Annotated in this window: 15 protein-coding genes and 4 tRNA genes; 4 read left to right on the top strand and 15 right to left on the bottom strand. The window is 66.5% G+C overall.

What is annotated here, in order from left to right; translation table 11 throughout:
• Positions 1-3: 3 nt before the first annotated feature.
• The 3 genes from PEM_RS05485 to PEM_RS05475 are packed head-to-tail and all read right to left on the bottom strand — an operon-like array spanning position 4 to position 4479.
• The gene (locus tag PEM_RS05485) at positions 4-2403 is read right to left on the bottom strand and encodes a DNA internalization-related competence protein ComEC/Rec2 (RefSeq protein ID WP_111127113.1); all 2400 of its coding nucleotides are present in this window, start codon (positions 2401-2403) and stop codon (positions 4-6) included.
• 59 nt (positions 2404-2462) lie between these two features.
• A complete protein-coding gene (locus PEM_RS05480) occupies positions 2463-3806 on the bottom strand; it encodes a HAMP domain-containing sensor histidine kinase (RefSeq protein ID WP_095378765.1) in 1344 nt (447 codons plus the stop codon).
• 1 nt (position 3807) lies between these two features.
• The gene (locus PEM_RS05475; RefSeq protein ID WP_005415973.1) at positions 3808-4479 is read right to left on the bottom strand and encodes a response regulator transcription factor; all 672 of its coding nucleotides are present in this window, start codon (positions 4477-4479) and stop codon (positions 3808-3810) included.
• Positions 4480-4624: 145 nt separating this feature from the next.
• On the opposite strand from PEM_RS05475, the gene PEM_RS05470 reads away from it, so the two are divergent.
• Both PEM_RS05470 and PEM_RS05465 read left to right on the top strand, forming a co-directional pair.
• On the top strand, positions 4625-5392 hold the full coding sequence (locus tag PEM_RS05470; protein ID WP_111127111.1) for a MipA/OmpV family protein: 768 nt from the start codon (positions 4625-4627) through the stop codon (positions 5390-5392).
• Positions 5393-5423: 31 nt separating this feature from the next.
• Entirely contained in the window at positions 5424-5708 is a 285-nt protein-coding gene (locus tag PEM_RS05465; RefSeq protein ID WP_005415971.1) for a hypothetical protein, read from the top strand.
• A 96-nt stretch (positions 5709-5804) separates the two neighbouring features.
• Here PEM_RS05465 and PEM_RS20225 read toward each other — a convergent pair whose 3' ends face one another.
• Positions 5805-5945 carry a hypothetical protein gene (locus PEM_RS20225; RefSeq protein ID WP_005415970.1) on the bottom strand — a complete coding sequence of 47 codons (141 nt, stop codon included), beginning with the start codon at positions 5943-5945 and terminating at the stop codon, positions 5805-5807.
• A 182-nt stretch (positions 5946-6127) separates the two neighbouring features.
• Here PEM_RS20225 and PEM_RS05460 point away from each other — a divergent pair, with 182 nt between their 5' ends.
• Positions 6128-6430, top strand: coding sequence for a hypothetical protein (locus PEM_RS05460; RefSeq protein ID WP_005415969.1), 303 nt, complete (start codon positions 6128-6130; stop codon positions 6428-6430).
• A 126-nt stretch (positions 6431-6556) separates the two neighbouring features.
• Here PEM_RS05460 and PEM_RS05455 read toward each other — a convergent pair.
• The 4 genes from PEM_RS05455 to uvrB all read right to left on the bottom strand — a co-directional run bounded on the left by PEM_RS05455 (position 6557) and on the right by uvrB (position 9108).
• Positions 6557-6631: transfer RNA gene (locus PEM_RS05455), tRNA-Val, on the bottom strand.
• Positions 6632-6729: 98 nt separating this feature from the next.
• A tRNA-Val gene (locus tag PEM_RS05450) sits at positions 6730-6804 on the bottom strand.
• 98 nt (positions 6805-6902) lie between these two features.
• A tRNA-Val gene (locus tag PEM_RS05445) sits at positions 6903-6977 on the bottom strand.
• Positions 6978-7083: 106 nt separating this feature from the next.
• Positions 7084-9108 carry an excinuclease ABC subunit UvrB gene (gene uvrB / locus PEM_RS05440; protein ID WP_005415968.1) on the bottom strand — a complete coding sequence of 675 codons (2025 nt, stop codon included), beginning with the start codon at positions 9106-9108 and terminating at the stop codon, positions 7084-7086.
• Positions 9109-9236: 128 nt separating this feature from the next.
• Here uvrB and PEM_RS05435 point away from each other — a divergent pair, with 128 nt between their 5' ends.
• Positions 9237-9782 (top strand): GspH/FimT family pseudopilin, encoded by a 546-nt coding sequence (locus PEM_RS05435; RefSeq protein ID WP_111127109.1) that lies wholly within the window; start codon positions 9237-9239, stop codon positions 9780-9782.
• A gap of 52 nt (positions 9783-9834) precedes the next feature.
• On the opposite strand, the gene PEM_RS05430 is transcribed toward PEM_RS05435, so the two are convergent.
• The 7 genes from PEM_RS05430 to PEM_RS05400 all read right to left on the bottom strand — a co-directional run bounded on the left by PEM_RS05430 (position 9835) and on the right by PEM_RS05400 (position 16873).
• Positions 9835-9911, bottom strand: a tRNA-Asn gene (locus PEM_RS05430).
• A gap of 47 nt (positions 9912-9958) precedes the next feature.
• Positions 9959-10366 carry a type IV pilin protein gene (locus tag PEM_RS05425; RefSeq protein ID WP_005415966.1) on the bottom strand — a complete coding sequence of 136 codons (408 nt, stop codon included), beginning with the start codon at positions 10364-10366 and terminating at the stop codon, positions 9959-9961.
• A gap of 23 nt (positions 10367-10389) precedes the next feature.
• A complete protein-coding gene (locus PEM_RS05420) occupies positions 10390-14157 on the bottom strand; it encodes a PilC/PilY family type IV pilus protein (protein ID WP_119706072.1) in 3768 nt (1255 codons plus the stop codon).
• A 13-nt stretch (positions 14158-14170) separates the two neighbouring features.
• Complete coding sequence (locus PEM_RS05415; protein ID WP_032954069.1) at positions 14171-14692, bottom strand: PilX N-terminal domain-containing pilus assembly protein; 522 nt, start codon at positions 14690-14692, stop codon at positions 14171-14173.
• Positions 14693-14697: 5 nt separating this feature from the next.
• Positions 14698-15855, bottom strand: coding sequence for a PilW family protein (locus PEM_RS05410; RefSeq protein WP_065186108.1), 1158 nt, complete (start codon positions 15853-15855; stop codon positions 14698-14700).
• A gap of 8 nt (positions 15856-15863) precedes the next feature.
• A complete protein-coding gene (gene pilV, locus PEM_RS05405) occupies positions 15864-16361 on the bottom strand; it encodes a type IV pilus modification protein PilV (protein WP_005415962.1) in 498 nt (165 codons plus the stop codon).
• Positions 16358-16873: a Tfp pilus assembly protein FimT/FimU gene (locus PEM_RS05400; RefSeq protein WP_005415961.1), complete on the bottom strand. Its 516-nt coding sequence runs from the start codon at positions 16871-16873 to the stop codon at positions 16358-16360. The genes pilV and PEM_RS05400 overlap by 4 nt, the downstream gene beginning before the upstream one ends.
• Between the last annotated feature and the right edge of the window lie 96 nt (positions 16874-16969).

Here is a 16969-nt window from a genome sequence, read left to right as displayed (position 1 = left end):
GTTTCAACCCTCCGGCCCAACGGCCGCTTGTTTGATCGGCGATAGGATAACAGCCGACCGCGCCCGCCCAGCGGCATCCCACCACCGGGATGCATGGATACGCTGTTCACGCAGCTGCAGCCCTTGTGCGCCAAGCCATACGCGGATCGCCCCGGACTCCGCAGTGGACACCACCTCGGCTCCCTGCGCCTGCCAGCGCCGGACCACGTCCCGGCGCGGGTGGCCGAAGCGGTTCTGGTGCCCGGCCGAAACCAGCGCCAGCCGGGCTGACACCGCCGCCACCCAGGGCGCGCTGGAGCTGCCGCCGCTGCCATGGTGCGGCACCAGCACCACATCCGCCTTCAGCGCCGCCGGAGACGCCCGCAGCAGCGCCTGTTCGGCCGGGCGGCCGATGTCCCCAGGCAACAGGACCCCACCATGCGCGCTGGCCACGCGCAGCACGCAGCTGTCCTCGTTTTCAGCCCGCTGGCTGCCGGCATCCGGGTGCAGCACCTGGAAGTCGACGCCGTCCCAGCGCCAGCGCAGGCCGCGTTGGCAGCGCCCGGCCCCGGCGATCGTGCTGCCCGGCGGCGCCAACAGGGGCAGCTCCGGCAACTGAAGGCGCAGGCTCGGCAGGTTGCCGGCATGATCGAGATCGTCGTGACTGATCAGCACGCGGTCGGGCCGTGCCTGCCCCAGCGCCCGCAATGACGGAACCAGGACCCGCTCGCTGCCCTCACCTCCGATCGGCGGCCCCACGTCGTACCAGAGCGCATGCCGCGCGGTACGCAGCAATACCGCCGTGCCCTGCCCGACGTCATGCACCAGCAGCTCCAGCTCTCCCTCGGCCGGCCGCTCGCGCAACGGCCACAGCAGCGGCAGGCACAGCAGGAGGCCAGCCAGCCCGCCCCCGGCACCGCGTGGCAGCAGCCACCAGAACACGCCCAGCAGCGCCGCCGGCACTGCCCAGGCCGGTGCCTCGGCCAACCACCACATCGCCTGTGGATGCGCCGCCAGTGGCTGCAGGGCCTGCCAGCTGGTTTCGAACAACCACGCCGCTGCGCGCCACGCCCAGCGCCCGGCGCCGTCATGCAGCACCTGCAGGGCGGTGCCGAGCAGCGACAAGGGCACCACCAGCAATGTCCACCACGGGATGACCGGCAGGTTCACCAACGGCCCCAGCCAGGCGGTGCCACCGAACAAGGCGATGCCCAGCGGCAACAGGCCGACGCTGGCCACCCCTTGTGCGGCCAGGAACCCGCGCAGGTTGGCGATCACCCCACGCGGACGTCCCTGCGGCAGGCACCAGACCAGCCACAGGACGCCGCCGAAGCTGAGCCAGAAGCCTGCGGACAGCACTGACAGGGGCGCCGGCAGCAGCAGCGCCAGCGCCGCCAGTGCAAGCCCCTGCACGAGACCCAGTGGGCGCCGCCCGCTACGCGCCAGCGCCACCAGCCCGATCATCAGTGCAGTGCGCACGGTCGGCAATTCACCGCCGGCCAGCACCGCATAGCCCGCTGCGGACAGGGCCGCGGCGCAGGCCGCCGCCTGGGGGCGTGGCCAATGCCGGGCCAGCAGCGGGCACAGCCACCACAGCCCTCGACACAGCAACGCCCCCAGCCCGGCCACCACCCCGACATGGAATCCGGAAATGGCCACCAGATGGGTCAGGCCCAGCGCCCGCAGCTGATCCCAATCGGCGTCGGACAGGCCACGCGTATCGCCCAGGGCAAGTGCCTGCACGAAGCGCGCGGCTGGATGGGCCACCTGCGCGGCGATGGCGGCGCTGGTGCGTTCACGCCATGCCGGCAGGCCATGCGCGGCCTGAAGCTCGCGCGCGCTGGCCGGCGCCCGCACCGTGCCGTTGCCGGACACGCCGCGCAGCAGCGCGTGGCGTTCACCGTCGAAACCACCGGGATTGATCCGCGAACGCGGCGCCCGCACGCGCAAGGCCAGATGCCACTGCGCGCCGGCCAGGACCTGATGGCGCCCACGCCCGGCGTCGGTGGCGTCAGCGGCACGCCAGGCATCGTTCCAGGTGACCTGCAGGCGCTTGCCGCGCAGCGATGGCAGTTCGCTGCTCTCGCTGACCTGCAGCAGGAAGCGGGTGTGCGCGGCTCCATGGTCCGGCAGATCGATGACCCGTCCACTGACCACCACATCCCGTGCTGGCTGGCCTGGCGGCAGCTGTTCCTGCATTGCCCAGTGCCCGTGCAGCGCCGTCCATCCGGCACCGAACAGCACGACCGCGGGCAGGCGCCCCCGCCAACGCAGGCCCCACCCCGCCATGCCAAGCACGATCATCACCGTGCAGACCCACAGCGGCGGCAGCCGCGGCAGCTGCACGCAGGCCAGCGCCCCCAGTGTCAGCGCCGCAGCGGCGCCACTGCCCAGCAAGGGAGACGGGGAAAGCTGGACGGCCATGGGTCCAGCCTGCCGCTACCGGCGGCAGCTTGCCTATCGGGACTTTCCCCGCAAACGCGTCAGCGCCGGACGCTACCGCGATGGAAATTGACCCGGAAGCTTGCGCCGCCTCCCGCAGCCTCACCGACACTGACCGAGCCACCGTGGTGCTGCACGATCTCCTTCACCAGGTGCAGGCCCAGGCCACTGCCGCTGCCCGCCGCGCGCAGGCGATGGAACGGCTCGAAGATCGCCTCGCGGTCGCTCACTGGAATGCCCGCACCCTGATCGCTGACCTCCAGCAAGCCGCGCGCATCCAACCGCACGCAGATGGTGCCACGGCCACCACCATGCACGATCGCGTTGTGCACCAGGTTGGCAATCACCCGCCCCAGCGCCAGACTGTCGCCGTGGATCCACACCGGCGATTCCGGCGCGTCCACTTCGAATCCATAGCCGGCGCCCACCACCAACGGCGCCAGGTCCGCGGCTGCCTCACGCACCAGCAGGGCCAGGTCCAGCCGCTGCAATGCGCCGACATTGCGGTCGAGGCGCTGCAGATCAAGCAGGTGCTCGGCAACATTGCCCAGCCGCGCCACATCGGTCAGCAACTGCGATTTCAGCTCGCCCTGCGGCAGCTGAGACAGTCGCGCCTGCACCACGGCGATCGGCACGCGCAATTCGTGCGCCGCGTCGGCGAGGAACTTGTCGCGCGCTGCATAGCCCTGCTGCACCTTGTCGATGGCATCGTTGAAGGCTTCCACCAGCGGCGCCACTTCCGTGGAGACCAGCCGCGCATCCAGCCGCGCACCGGGCTGGCCGATATCCAGTTCCTTGGCCTGCTGCGCAGAACGGCGCACGCCGCGCATGGCACGGTGGATCACGGTCGGCATCACAAGCAGGGTGACCACGATCAGTGGCAGGAAGAACCACAGGCCGATCAGGCGCAGCACCATCAGCGCGCCATCCAGCAGCCCGCCCTTGGGCGCGCCACCGACCATCACGGTGATGCGGCGCCCGTCCTCGTTGCGGATCATCACCCGCGCCACGTCCAGATAGGGGGGCACCAGCGAGCCCAGTTCCGTGGCGCCCACGGTCGGCAGCCGCGCGAGCATCGGCGCGTGGATGGCTGGGATGGTGCCGCGCTCGAGCCACATGCCCTTGTCATCCACCGCGGCGAACCAGAGATTGCCCCCGGCGTTGGCATCGAGCTTGTCCCAGCGCGCCTGGTCCAGCACCAGGCGCCCGCCTTCGCTGTGCACCGCCTTGGCCACCGCCTCGGCAACGAACATGTCCATGCCCCAGGAGTCCTTGTCACCCCAGGTCAGGATCAATGCGACCACCGCGAACAGTACGGTGAAGGCCTGCGCCAGGAAGAGGCGCCAAGCCAGGCCAAGGGTGATCGAACGGATCGGACGGGCCATCTCAGGCCTCCGCCAGCAGGTAGCCGACGCCGCGGATCACGTGGATCTCCACCCCCGCCCCGGCCTGCTGCAGCGCTTTGCGCAGCTTGGAGATATGCGCATCGAGCGCATTGGATTGGATCTCATCATCGAACCCGTACACTGCAGCCTCCAGGGCACTGCGGGTAACCGTGCGGCCCTGCCGCATCGCCAACGCCTGCAGCACCAGCACCTGCCGACGTGGCAATGCCAGGGGCTGGCCCTCCACCTGTGCCTGCAGCGATTCGAAATCGAACTCGAGCCGCCCCAGCCGCAGGCTCGGCGTCACCATCGCCGAAGGCCTGCGCGATACCGCGCGGATGCGTGCCATCAGTTCCTCGATCGCCACCGGCTTGACCAGATAGTCATCGGCACCGACGTCCAGGCCTTCGACCTTGTCCGACAGCGTCCCCTTGGCGGTGAGCATGATCACCGCCAGGTTCGGCCGCAGCGCACGCGCCGTCGCGACGAATCCGGCGCCATCGCCATCGGGCAGCTGGCGATCGAGCAGCAGCAGCTGGTGCACCGGTTCGCGCAAGGCGAGCGCGGCCTCGGCCAGGCTGCCGACCACATCGGCGACCACGCCCTGCCGCTCCAGGCCCGATTGCAGGGCGCGGGACAGATCAGGATCGTCTTCGACCAGGAGGATGCGCATCAGGGACTCGTCAACCGGAAACGCTGCCGATCATAGTGCCTGGCGCCGTGATTTTGCGCCCATGCATGCCGAACGCGCGGGCGCAATGTTCTGACAATGTTGCCCCGTCACCATGCGCAGCCATCCCCTGCAACGTGGCTGATCGATGCCGTCGCTGTCCCCGCACCTGCTGCGCCCGCTACTGCTCACCACGGCCCTCGGCGTGCCGTTGCTCGCCCACGCTGCCGGGCAGAACCCCGGCGTGCAGGCCGGCATCAGCGCTGGCGCGACCTCCGGTGCGTACGCGCACTATGACGTCAAACCGCTGGTGGTACCGGCCATCGCCTGGCAGGGCGAGCGCTTCTTCGCCAGCCCCGGTTCACTTGGCATGTACCTCTACAAGGATCGGGGGTGGCGGCTGTCGGCGGCGGTCACGCCCTACACCCTGCGCTTCAAGACCGGCGACGTGAATGATGCTCAGCTGCGCCGCCTGCACAGCCGGCAGATGTCGGCCATGGCGGGCATCAACGGTGAGTACAGTGCCGACTGGGGCATGGTCGAGGCCAGCGTGATGCGGGACGTGACCGGCCATGGCGGTGGTATCGAGTCGCGCCTGCATTACAGCCATCCGATCCAGGCAGGCCGCTTCACCTGGGTGCCGCGGGTGGGTGTCGTGCATTCCAGTGCACGGCTGCTCGACTACTACTACGGCATCAGTGACGAAGAGGCACTGCGCTCAGGCCTTGCCAGCTACCGTCCGGGTAGTGCCACCTCACCGAGTCTGCAGATCGCGGTCAGCACGCCACTGGGCATGAAGTGGCGCGCGACCGGCGTGGTGGCCAACCAGTGGTTCGGCGATGCAGTGAAGGACAGCCCGATGGCACGACGCGGCACGCAGACCTCGGCCTTCATTTCCCTGATGCGCTCGTTCTGAACGAGCGCCCCCGCTACGGACAAGGACCCCCATGGCCTCCGTCTTCCCCACCGCAGACGCTCACGCGATCCTACGTGCACCGGACCTGGACAGCGCAGAACGCGCCTATCTGGGACTGATGCCCGACCTTGAACATGTGAACGCACTGGCCCGCCGTGCAGTGGGCCTGTCACGCGTTGCCGACGCGGCACGCGGCTATGCGTTGTCGATGACTCTGGTCGGACTGCGCCTGCAGGAGCTGGAGATGGGCGAGCCAACGGCCAGGGAACATCGCCAGGCCACCCTGCGCAGCCTGCGCCAGGCCTTCAGCGCCTGACAGCACCCGCACAGGCACTGCCGCCGCACCAGCGGCAGCGGGAGTCATCGGGTCAGCAGGTCCCGCCACCCGGCAGGCCCGGCGCGGCAGCGTCGTTCAGCGCAGCGTGGTCCACGCCAGCAGCGCGCTCAGGATTGCGACCCAGATCACTGCCTTGAACGTGCCTTCCAGCATGTTGCCGCCGAACAGGCGTTCCAGGAGCGGATTGGGCCTGGACACCGGGACGTGATCACTCATGCGGCAGTTCCTTGCAGTAATTGCGCAGTTGCGCAGTAGCGCCGAGTCTACGCCTGCGCGGCCCGGATTCATCGCCATCTGCCTGCCTTTGGCGGCCCAATCCCCGCCTTCGTCGCAGGCCGGCTGCGGTGCCCGGCCGACCATGCCAGTCTGCACGCACTTTCCCGCTGGAGCACCGTGCCATGCCGATGCTTGCCCTGATCCTGCTGTTCTCCAGCCTGTTCGGCGACGGCTGCGGGCCCACCGAGGATGCCCTGCGCAGCCAGATCCTGCGCAACGAAGATCGGCAGGCCATGCATGAAGCGCAGCCCCTTCAGCTCTATCACCTGCGCCAGGACCGCGTGCTGCGGCTGGGCAGCCAGCAATCGCCAGACGACACTGGCGCCAGCCCTCATCCTGCGCTGGCCCGGGTAGGTGTGGCGCAGCTGTGGGAACGCGTCGACGGCCACTGGCGCATCCAGCGTTCGATCAGCATTACCCACTGATTTCATGCCACTGAACCGGCACGGATGCAGCTTCGCGGGAACGCCAGGCTCCCCGGAACGAAAAAAGCCGGCCCCGGGGCCGGCTTTCATCGTTTCCACCACTTCACCGGCAACGCCGGGAGCAGGTGGTGGGCGGTACAGGGTTCGAACCTGTGACCCCTACCATGTCAAGGTAGTGCTCTACCGCTGAGCTAACCGCCCATCTTGTTCTTGCCGCCCGAAGGCTGGCCTTGTTACGTAAAAACCCGGCGCCAGGGCCGGGCTTTGCAGTTCACGACAGCCCTCTTCCGAGGACTTCGTGGTGGGCGGTACAGGGTTCGAACCTGTGACCCCTACCATGTCAAGGTAGTGCTCTACCGCTGAGCTAACCGCCCATCTTGTTCTTGCCGCCCGAAGGCTGGCCTTGTTACGTAAAAACCCGGCGCCAGGGCCGGGCTTTGCAGTTCACGACAGCCCTCTTCCGAGGACTTCGTGGTGGGCGGTACAGGGTTCGAACCTGTGACCCCTACCATGTCAAGGTAGTGCTCTACCGCTGAGCTAACCGCCCGTTTTGCTTCTGCATTTCCGCGATTGCGTCGGTGCAGGCCGCGTATATTACGGATGCGGGCCGTGAAGCGCAACACTTTTGTGAAGATGATGCTGCACTGCCACGTTCAGCCCAGGCTGGCTTCCTTCAGCTGCCGGATCTGGTCACGCACCCGTGCGGCATCTTCGAATTCCAGGTCCTTGGCGTGCTGGTACATCTGTTGTTCCAGCGCCTTGAGACGGGTCGCCAGCTGCGCCGGAGACAGCGAACGATAGTCGGCCGCTTCTTCGGCCACACTCGCCCGGCCCTTGCCCTTACCCTTCTTGGCTTCCTTCTCGGCGGCATCCGAACGCGCGCCTTCGAGGACATCGACGATCGGGCGCGCCACCGAGCGCGGCACGATGCCATGTTCTTCGTTGTACTCGACCTGCTTGGCACGGCGCCGGTCGGTCTCATCGATCGCCGCCTGCATCGAGCGGGTGATCTTGTCGGCGTACAGGATCGCCTTGCCGCGCACATTGCGTGCGGCGCGGCCGATGGTCTGGATCAGCGAGCCGGTGGAGCGCAGGAAGCCTTCCTTGTCGGCATCGAGGATCGCCACCAGCGATACCTCGGGCATGTCCAGGCCTTCACGCAGCAGGTTGATGCCGACCAGCACGTCGAACTTGCCCAGGCGCAGGTCGCGGATGATCTCCACGCGCTCGACCGTATCCACGTCCGAGTGCAGGTAGCGCACGCGGATACCGTGTTCGGTGAGGTACTCGGTGAGGTTTTCAGCCATGCGCTTGGTCAGCGTGGTGACCAGCACGCGGTCGCCCGCCTTGATGCGCGCGTTGGCCTCGCTCATCAGGTCGTCGACCTGGGTACCGACCGGCCGGATCTCCACCACCGGGTCGATCAGGCCGGTTGGGCGCACCACCAGTTCGGTGATCTCGTCACCGGCTTCACGCAGTTCATAGGGCCCGGGCGTGGCCGACACGTAGATGCTGCGCGGGCAGCGCTCCTCCCATTCCTCGAAGCGCAGCGGGCGGTTGTCCAGCGCCGACGGCAGGCGGAAACCGAACTCAACCAGGGTTTCCTTGCGCGAGCGGTCACCCTTGAACATGGCGCCGATCTGCGGAATGGTCACATGCGATTCATCGATCACCAGCAGCGCATCCGGCGGCAGGTAGTCGAACAGGGTCGGTGGCGGCTCGCCGGCATTCTTGCCGGTCAGGTGCCGGGAGTAGTTCTCGATGCCGTTGCAGTAACCGACCTCGGCCATCATTTCCAGGTCGAACTGCGTGCGCTGCGCCAGGCGCTGCGCCTCCACCAGCTTGTTCTGCGCGTAGAGCTGCTCGAGCCGCTCCTTCAGCTCTACCTTGATCGTCTCGATCGCCGCCAGCACGCGCTCGCGCGTGGTCGCATAGTGGGTCTTCGGGTAGACCGTGAAGCGCTGCATGTTGCGCAGCGTCTCGCCGGTGAGCGGATCGAACAGGGTGATCTTCTCGACCTCGCCATCGAACAGTTCGAGGCGCAGTGCTTCGCTGTCCGACTCGGCCGGGAACACGTCGATCACTTCGCCGCGCACGCGGAAGGTACCGCGCTGCAGCTCGTACTCATTGCGCGTGTACTGCAGCTGGGTCAGGTGGTTGATCAGGTCGCGCTGGTCGATGCGCTCGCCCTTGGACAGGATCAGGCGCAGTGAAAGGTAGTCTTCCGGCGCACCCAGGCCATAGATCGCGGACACCGTGGCCACCACGATCGCGTCCGGGCGCGACAGCAGGGTCTTGGTCGCGGCCAGCCGCATCTGCTCGATGTGTTCGTTGATCGAACTGTCCTTCTCGATGAAGGTGTCCGACGACGGCACGTAGGCTTCGGGCTGGTAGTAGTCGTAATAACTGACGAAGTACTCCACCGCATTGTGCGGGAAGAAAGCCTTGAACTCGCCATACAGCTGCGCCGCCAGCGTCTTGTTCGGTGCCATGATCAGCGTCGGCTTCTGAACGTTCTGGATGACGTTGGCGATGGTGTAAGTCTTGCCCGAGCCGGTCACGCCCAGCAGGGTCTGCTTGGCGATGCCGGCCTCGAAGTTGCTGGTCAGCTTCGCGATGGCGTTGGGCTGGTCGCCCGCCGGCGAATACGGCGAGACAAGTTCAAAACTGTCGCTCATGGTGTTGCCAGTTCCCGGGAAGGGTCAGTATACGGGGCGAGGGGTGACGGCCGGCTGAGGGGTCTCCGGGCAGACCGCTACGGGGATTCCCGATGGCGGCCGCACAGCCGGGCGCGGAGGCTGGATGCATGCGCACTGCCCAAGCCCCCTGCCCGCTCGGCCCCCGCTCTGCGCGGGGCGTGCACCTGACCGAACTGCTGGTGGTCATCACTGTGCTGGCGGTGCTGCTGGCCGCGTCCTGGCCGGCGTTGCAGCCCCTGCTGCTGCGGCAACGCGCCGATGCACTGCAACTGACCCTGCATGCCAGCCTGTCCGGCGCACGCAGCGAGGCCGTGCGCAGACGGGAGCTGATCGGCCTCTGCGCCAGTGTCGACGGCCGGCACTGCAGTGACGACTGGAGCGCCGGCTGGATCATCTACCGCAGCGGCGACCAGCGCGGAGGACCTGCCTCGCCGGAGGCGATCCTGAGCCACCACACCGGGCGCTCGGACGTCTCGATCCTTGCCCAGGCCAGCAGCGGGCGTCCGCTGCTGTTCTTCCAGGCAGATGGACGCAGCCCGGGGGCCAACCTGACCCTGCGCATCTGCGCGGGCAACCAGCTGCATGGCGCATTGATCGTCAACAATGGCGGCCGCGTCCGGAGTGAGCGCGTGAACCGCGATACACCCTGCTGAATGCCTGCGCAGAAAAGCAGAAGCCGCGATTTCTCGCGGCTTCTGCAGTATCTGGCGCCCGAAGTTGGACTCGAACCAACGACCCCCTGATTAACAGTCAAGTGCTCTAACCGGCTGAGCTATTCGGGCGGGGAGGCGCATTGTACTGGTCGATTACAGGAAGATCAACACCTGTTTCACCAGCAGCTGGCAACGCCACCGTCGGCCGTCTTGCGGTTGGCCTGGTCCACGCTCAACTTGCCACAGCTGTCCTTGGCCTGCGTGCCCTGCGGGGTGGCGGTGATGGTGAAGCTGGTGCCGTCTCCCTTGTAATCCAGGTTGTAGCGTGCAGTCCCTCCATCACGCGGCGACACCTTGGTCGGCAGTGCGTAGCCGGTGTAGGAGTTGTTGCTGGTGTGGTAGCGCTCCGCACGCTGCGCATACTCGGCCAGGTCCGCCTTCACCACGGCGCGATGCGATCGGCGCACGTACTCCTGGTAAGACGGAATGGCGATCGCCGCCAGGATGCCGATGACGATCACCACGATCATCAATTCAATGAGCGTGAAGCCAGCCGCGCGGCGAGGCATGGGAGTGTGCAACATGGGCGTGGATCCTCGCACTTGGGTTACTGGAGCTGGCGCCAGGACTGGCGACCGCACGGGTAAGGCAGATACAGCGACTGGCTGCCCGCAGCGCCCACCGCCATCCAGCAGGAGCTGCCACCGGGCGGTGCCTTGTTGTCCGTCGGACGTGGCAACACCGACAGCGAAACGTCACGCACCGGCGCGGTTCCTCCTGTCTTCAATGCAATGGCCGCGGTGCCGGAGGCGGGTCGGCTGCCGGTCGGCGAGCCATAACGGACGTTCTCCAGCATCGGCAGGCCGCTGATCGACGACAACCCGAACAGCCAGTTCGAACCACTGGTCGAACAGCCAACCGTTTCCATGTTGGGTACATAGGTCGGCATGAAGACAATGCCACTGACCAGGATCGGGTTACCTACTGCGCGTTCACCGTTGCCGGCAGGCAGCTGGATCATCCAGCCGCGGGCGTTGGCCGGCGCCGCACCCGCGGTGATCTTGCGCTCATCAACGCCTGCAGCGGCGGCCGCGGCCGTGTACGGAACCAGGTTGGCAGCGGTCACCGTCGAGGTCACCGTCTTGCCCGACAGATCGTTCACGGCGTACAGCGCCTGCTGCGACTTGTCATCCTTGTCGCTGGTGAAGGAGAAGCTGCCGGTGCCGAAGTAAAGCATCACGCCGCCCGAAGGACCGGTCGCGGCGGTCATGCCACCGGTGATCGGCTGACGGTAGGTCCTGTTGGAGGAGTCCTGGGCAACCTGGCTGGTGAACATCGGCACGGTCAACGTGGTATTCGCACTGCTGGTCAGGTCGAACTTCCACACGGCGCCACGCTGATCGGCGGCATAGACGGTGTCGGCCAGGCCATCACGACCGCGCGCATCCTGATTGGTACCGGTCCAACGATCGACAACGACCACATTGCCCAATCCGTTGTCACCGGAGATGCCAGCGCCCGAGGTACCCTCGACGGCTTCGATCATCCGGATGTCGCCACTGGCCATATCGACCACGAACAACACCGCCTTGCCGTTGGCGCTGCCGTAGCCATTACCGAAGATCGCCTTCCAGGCCACGCCGGTGCCACTCTTCACCGGCACGATCACCGGCTTGCCCAGCACGAAACCGATGTTGTTGCGCACCTCATCCCGCAGCGACGAATTGATGTCACTGATTTCCCACAGCACGTTGCCGGTGCCGAAGCTGCCCGGCGTGGTGACGTCCAGTGCGAACACCGAACGGCCACCCGCACCCGTGGTGCCTACCAGGCTGGTCTGCCAGGCGGTGCCGTTGAACGTATCGGACACCGTCACCGGACCATCGACGTAGTAACGATGACGGAAGGTCTGGTCGGCCGTGTCGGACTTGTAGGGGAACAGCAGGTTGGCCATGTGGCCCAGCGCGGTGGCCGGGATGTAGGCAAAGCTCTCCGTGCCACCGGTGCCGTCCTGCTTGGCATCGGCCTTCATGCCGCCGTCGAAGGCGTGCAGCATGCCGTCATTGGCGCCGACATAGACCATGTACCGCTGCGACTTGGCCTTGGTGGCCAGGTAGTCCGTATAGCTCTTTGCGTAGGTGCCACCCAACTGGCGGTAACCGTAGTCGTCCAGCGGCGAGCTCACCACCGGCGCCGAATTGACGATGTCACCCAGCGGCGTAGTGCGGTCACGATACTTGCCGCCGTTGCGGACCTCGGTCGAGCTGTCGGCACTGAGATAGTTGATGGCACTGGCCAGATCAGCCTTGATCGCCGTCAGCTTGTCGGTGGAGCACACCAGCATCGTCGCGTACTTGCCGCTGGGCTTGCTGCACAGGTCCTGCAGGCTGATGCGGGCGCTGTTGAAATCCACCGGCGAACCCAGCTTGTTGGCGACGATCCGGCGACCGGACGATGTCAGGCGGCTGGAGGCTTCCCACACCTCGGTGAGCTCGGCCACCTGGTTGGCGTTGACCTTGACGCTGGACGCGGTCAGCTTGCTCGACCAATCAGTGCCGCTGTTGGTGATGTCATAACGCGGGGTGACCGCCAACGAACCGGTACCGATGCGTGCACCACTGATACCGATCGTGCCTGAAGGCGACGCACCACCGGTGATCGAGGACAGTACCCGGCGCATGGCCTCGGTGACGTCGGCCGGCGTCTGCGCATTGATGAACTCGCCACGGCTGTTGACGGCCGCGTGCCACAGTTCATCGATGACCGTACCGTCGTCGACATTCAGCGGGTTGCCGTTGCCAGCCCAGTTCGGCGGGTTCTTGTAGGGATCGTCGGTCGCTGCCTGGTTGACGCCATAGATCTTGCCCTGCGCGCCCAGGGTCACGCCGTAGAAGTTCATGTGCAGGTCGGTCTGGCAGTCCAGGCGCTTCCAGTCCGGGCTGCTCTTGTCCAGCGAACTGCACTTGTCACTGACCGGCACCTGGCCGGCCGGGAAGCTGGTGCCGGTGCGCAGGGGTGTGCGGGCGCCGGCATAGGCCGCCGCCGCGATGTCGGCGATGGTATTGCTGTAGCCATCGGCGAACGGAATGGACGGCAGGTGCGTGGAATTCACCGAGTCCGCATCACCGAACGATCCGTTGGGTGCATTGCCGGAGTTGGTGTAGCCGTCGGTGAACAGCATGCCGCCATTGCGCTGGCAGGCCAGCTGCACGGGGGCGTCGGCATCGGTACGACGGAACTGGTCGACCAGATATTCAACCGCGCGGCGGTTGGGCGTGCCGCCATTGCCGGTGAGCGTGTAGATCTGCTTGTAGAGATCGGCACGATTGGTGACCATGTCATACATGGTCGCGTTGCTGAGCTTGTTGATGGTGAAGTAGCCCACGCGCATCGTATCGACGCTCACCAGCGCCGCAGTCGACGAACCGACGATCGCCAGCACGCGGTTGCGGTGGTACTGGAACCAGTTGGCAAAATTCTGGATCGCGGCGTTGTAGGCGGCCGGGCTCGAGTAGTTGCCCGGCTTGATCTGGTAGCGGCGCATGTCGCAGCCCGGACCACAGGCACCCTTGATCACCGGGCGACTGGCGTCGTCGGTCTTGTATCCGTCCGGTGCAGGCGCTGCGGCCGGCAGGTAGAAGGTGGCCGGGAAGTAGCTGATCGCGTATGTGGTATTGCCGGTGTTGCTGATCGCAGCGGTCTTCCACCCGCCATCCCACCAGCTGTCGACATAGTATTCATTGCCGGTGCCGGACAGGTCGGGAATCCGCATGCCGCTGACGAACTGGAACTTCTCCGACGTCTCGGCGCGATTGACGGTCATGTTGTACACGGCATTGTAGCCGCGCTGCCCGGACCGGGGATCGGCGCGGGTCTGGGTGATCGAGGCATTCGGCCACAGCGTGCCGTCGGCATTGGTCCACGGCCGGTAGGTCACTGCCGGATTGAAGTAACTGGCGTTGTAGACATGCGAACGCGCGAAGCCGTAGATGTCCAACGGCGGAATGGCCCGGCCCGGTGAATATTCCTTGTTGAATTCCGCGTGCGGGTAAAGGTAGAGGTAACAGTCCACCGAGTTGTTGGCACACGCCGAGCCCACGCTGAAGAAGCTTCCGTCGTTGTTGAAGAAGCTGTTGGTGTTGCTGTTCCAGCGCATGCGGCCGTCACCACCGGGGAACATGCGCTCGAAGTTCATCGAACCCGAATCGTCCACCGCCATGATGAACGCCGGTGTCGCGCGGGTCTGCACGTTCATCGGCTCCTGTGCCAGCACGCCCTGCGCCTGTGCGGCAAACAAGGTATGCGCCAGATAGCCGCCAGCGGCCAACACGGCAAGGCCAACGCCTGCCAGGATCCTGCGGTTGCGAGTGTTCATGGGCTCCCCACCCTCACAGCTTGAATACGGTATCGATCGCCGCACGCGACGTCGCATCACTGGTGGTATCACCGGCATAGGTCGTGATCTGGTAGACCGGCGTTGGCTTCTCCACCGACTTGCCCATGTCCAGCGCACCCTCCCCCTGGATGCAACCCTGGATCTCACGGACATAGATGGCCGGCTTGCTGCCCAGCTTGGTTTTCGCGACCCAGGCCGACGGATCGAAGCCGTCATCGCACTGCTGGCTGATGTCGGCGGACGCTACGGCCGGATTGGCACCGGCATCCTTGCGATTGGCGATGTTCTCCACCGCGTTCTCGGCGCTGCGTGCCGCGCCTTCGGCGTTCTGGAACGCCATGTTGGTCGCCCGGTAGCCGGCCGCCATGCGCTCCTGCATGCCGGCCACCTGCATGCCGATGACGCCCAGCAGGGCCAGCAGCACCAGCATGATCAGCGCGACGTAGAGAACGGCACCCTGCTGTCGTGCCTGGGCAACGAAGGGACGGCGTCGGGAGGAAGGATGAGTGCGCATGGTCGTCAGTTCCCGAACAAGCGGTTGCGCAGCGCAACGGACGCTTCATAGGCGCCCCGATGGCGCTGGTCGTAAGGATTGGCCGGGGCAAAGCCCACCCCGAGGATGGCCGGATAGGTGGCCGCGCTGCCCGGCGCCTCGGCCGACGCACGCTGCGGGCTGCGCGCCAGCAGGCCGACCTGCACCATGCCGACGCGGCGCCACTGCCCTGCGGCGGTGGCATCGGTACCGGTGCTGACCGCACTGGCCACGCGCTGGTCGACGATGCGACCGGTCGGCGGCGTGGGCAGGGCGATATCCGGGGTGGCATCCAGTCCGTACAGGAACTGCATGTTCTCGATGCCTTCCACCAGCTCCTCGCCATCTGCGTAGCCGCCGGCGCCATTCGCGCGTGCCCGGTAAAGCGCCGGCTCGCCATTGGGATTGGTCGCGATGTAGTACGCCATGCCATCGGCGCGATACAGCATGGTCATCGCGTTGTTGATCGAATAGTTGCTCAGGTCGACCTTGTCCACCTTCACCGTCGAACCGCTGATGGTGGCCGGGAACACGTCGGCACGGGTGCAGTCGGCTATGCCGAAGACCGTCGGCGCACCTGCGGCGTTGGCCTTCAGCCGGGCCATGCCATCACTGGAGACGGTCAGCGTGGTCGCGCCCGCGGCCACGGAGATGCCGGTCACCACGGCCCCTTCCGGACTCATCAGGCGCAGCACCAGGATGTCGCTGCCCGGCAGTGGCGCCGGCTTGAGGTTGGCGATGCTCTTCGGCACCGACTGCGCCGCGCTCCACGCGCGGCCCAGGGTCAGGGTGGCGCCCGGCGCCGTACCTGCCGCCTCATACCCCTGCACCGGAACCGAGAAATCCTGCGGGTCGCCACTGCCCGAGCTGATGCCCAGGTGATAACCCACATCGCCGGTGTTCTTGACCACATGGGCCTGGTCGTTGACGCAGCCGAAGTGGCCGGCCATGCGCAGGTCACGCTGCAGGAAGTCCAGCGCGAAGCGCGCGTTCTCCTGGGTACGGGCCGCACCTTCGGACAGGCGCGATGCCGCACGCGAGGCGATGAAGATCTGGGTGACGCCCAGCATCAGGACCAGGCCGATGACCATGGCGATCATCAGTTCGATCAGCGACAGGCCTCGGGTGCGCGAAATTGGACTCATGGGCATGTTCACAGGAAGGTCGTCAGGCCGAAGGTGGTAAGGCTGTCGGGGTCCTTCGGATCCCAGCGCTGGTCACCCCAGCTGATGGCCACGGTGACCTCGCCGGTGCTCTGCACGAAGGTCACCTGTGCGCTGGCCTTCTCGCCCAGCGTGCGTGCGACCTCGCACTGCCAGCGCGCGACGTTCGCCTGCGGCGTCACGGCGGCGCCGGTCGGCCAGGCGCAGGCGCCGCTGGGCTTCACCGAGCCGGCCGAGAACGAGGCCGAGGAATAGGCGCCACCGGCCAGGGTGTCGGTGCGCTGCGCGCGCATCAGTTCGATCAGGTCGTTGGCCAGGTTGGTCGCCTGGGTGCGGTAGTTCGCGCTCTGCACGAAGCGGACGTTGGTGGTCTGCAGCAGGGCGAAGCCCAGCAGCCCGAATGCCAGGATCAGCACCGCCACCATCACTTCGATCAGGCTGAAGCCCCCCTGCGACGAACGCGGGCGGGCCAGGTTGCGGCGGCTCATGAGCAGGTTCCCTTGGTCACCCGGACCTGGCCGGATTGGTTGATCGTCAACGTGCTTTTCGATTCGCCGGCCTTGCACGCATCCGGCGACAGCACCAGCGTCTGATCGGCGACCGCCCTGCGCCGGCCGCGCCCGTCGAAGGCGATGACCGCGCCCGGCGGGCCAACTACGCTCAGCTGCGGATTGCCCTGTGAAAAGCGCAGCGCGACGTCATTGCTGCCCATCTGGCCGTCGCCATCCAGGTCCGACCAGGCCAGTACCCCCTTGGACCAGTCGCCATCACAGGCTTTGCCATCGGCGCTGCCACAGACGCCGCCACCGTTGCTGTTGCGGATGCCTTCGCTGCGGGCCAGGTTGGCCAGCGCGATCAGCTCGTTGTTGGCGGTCGCCAGCCGGTTCGAGCGGATCATGCCGCGGAAGCTCGGATAGGCGATCGACGCCAGGACCACGAAGACGGCCAGCGTGACCATCAGTTCAACCAGCGTGAAGCCGTTTTGCCGGCGCAAAGACATTGGACGCTCCCCAGCGTGTTGGTGGCCACGATGGGCCATCGCCCCGCCACCGGCAAGCGGCGGCAGGATGAACGGTCAATCCGGGGCGACGGGCGT

It is taken from the genome of Stenotrophomonas sp. Pemsol, from assembly GCF_003586545.1.
Lineage (GTDB): Bacteria > Pseudomonadota > Gammaproteobacteria > Xanthomonadales > Xanthomonadaceae > Stenotrophomonas > Stenotrophomonas sepilia.
Note: the sequence above shows the minus strand (reverse complement) of the source record. Positions and strands in the feature narration are given on the sequence as shown.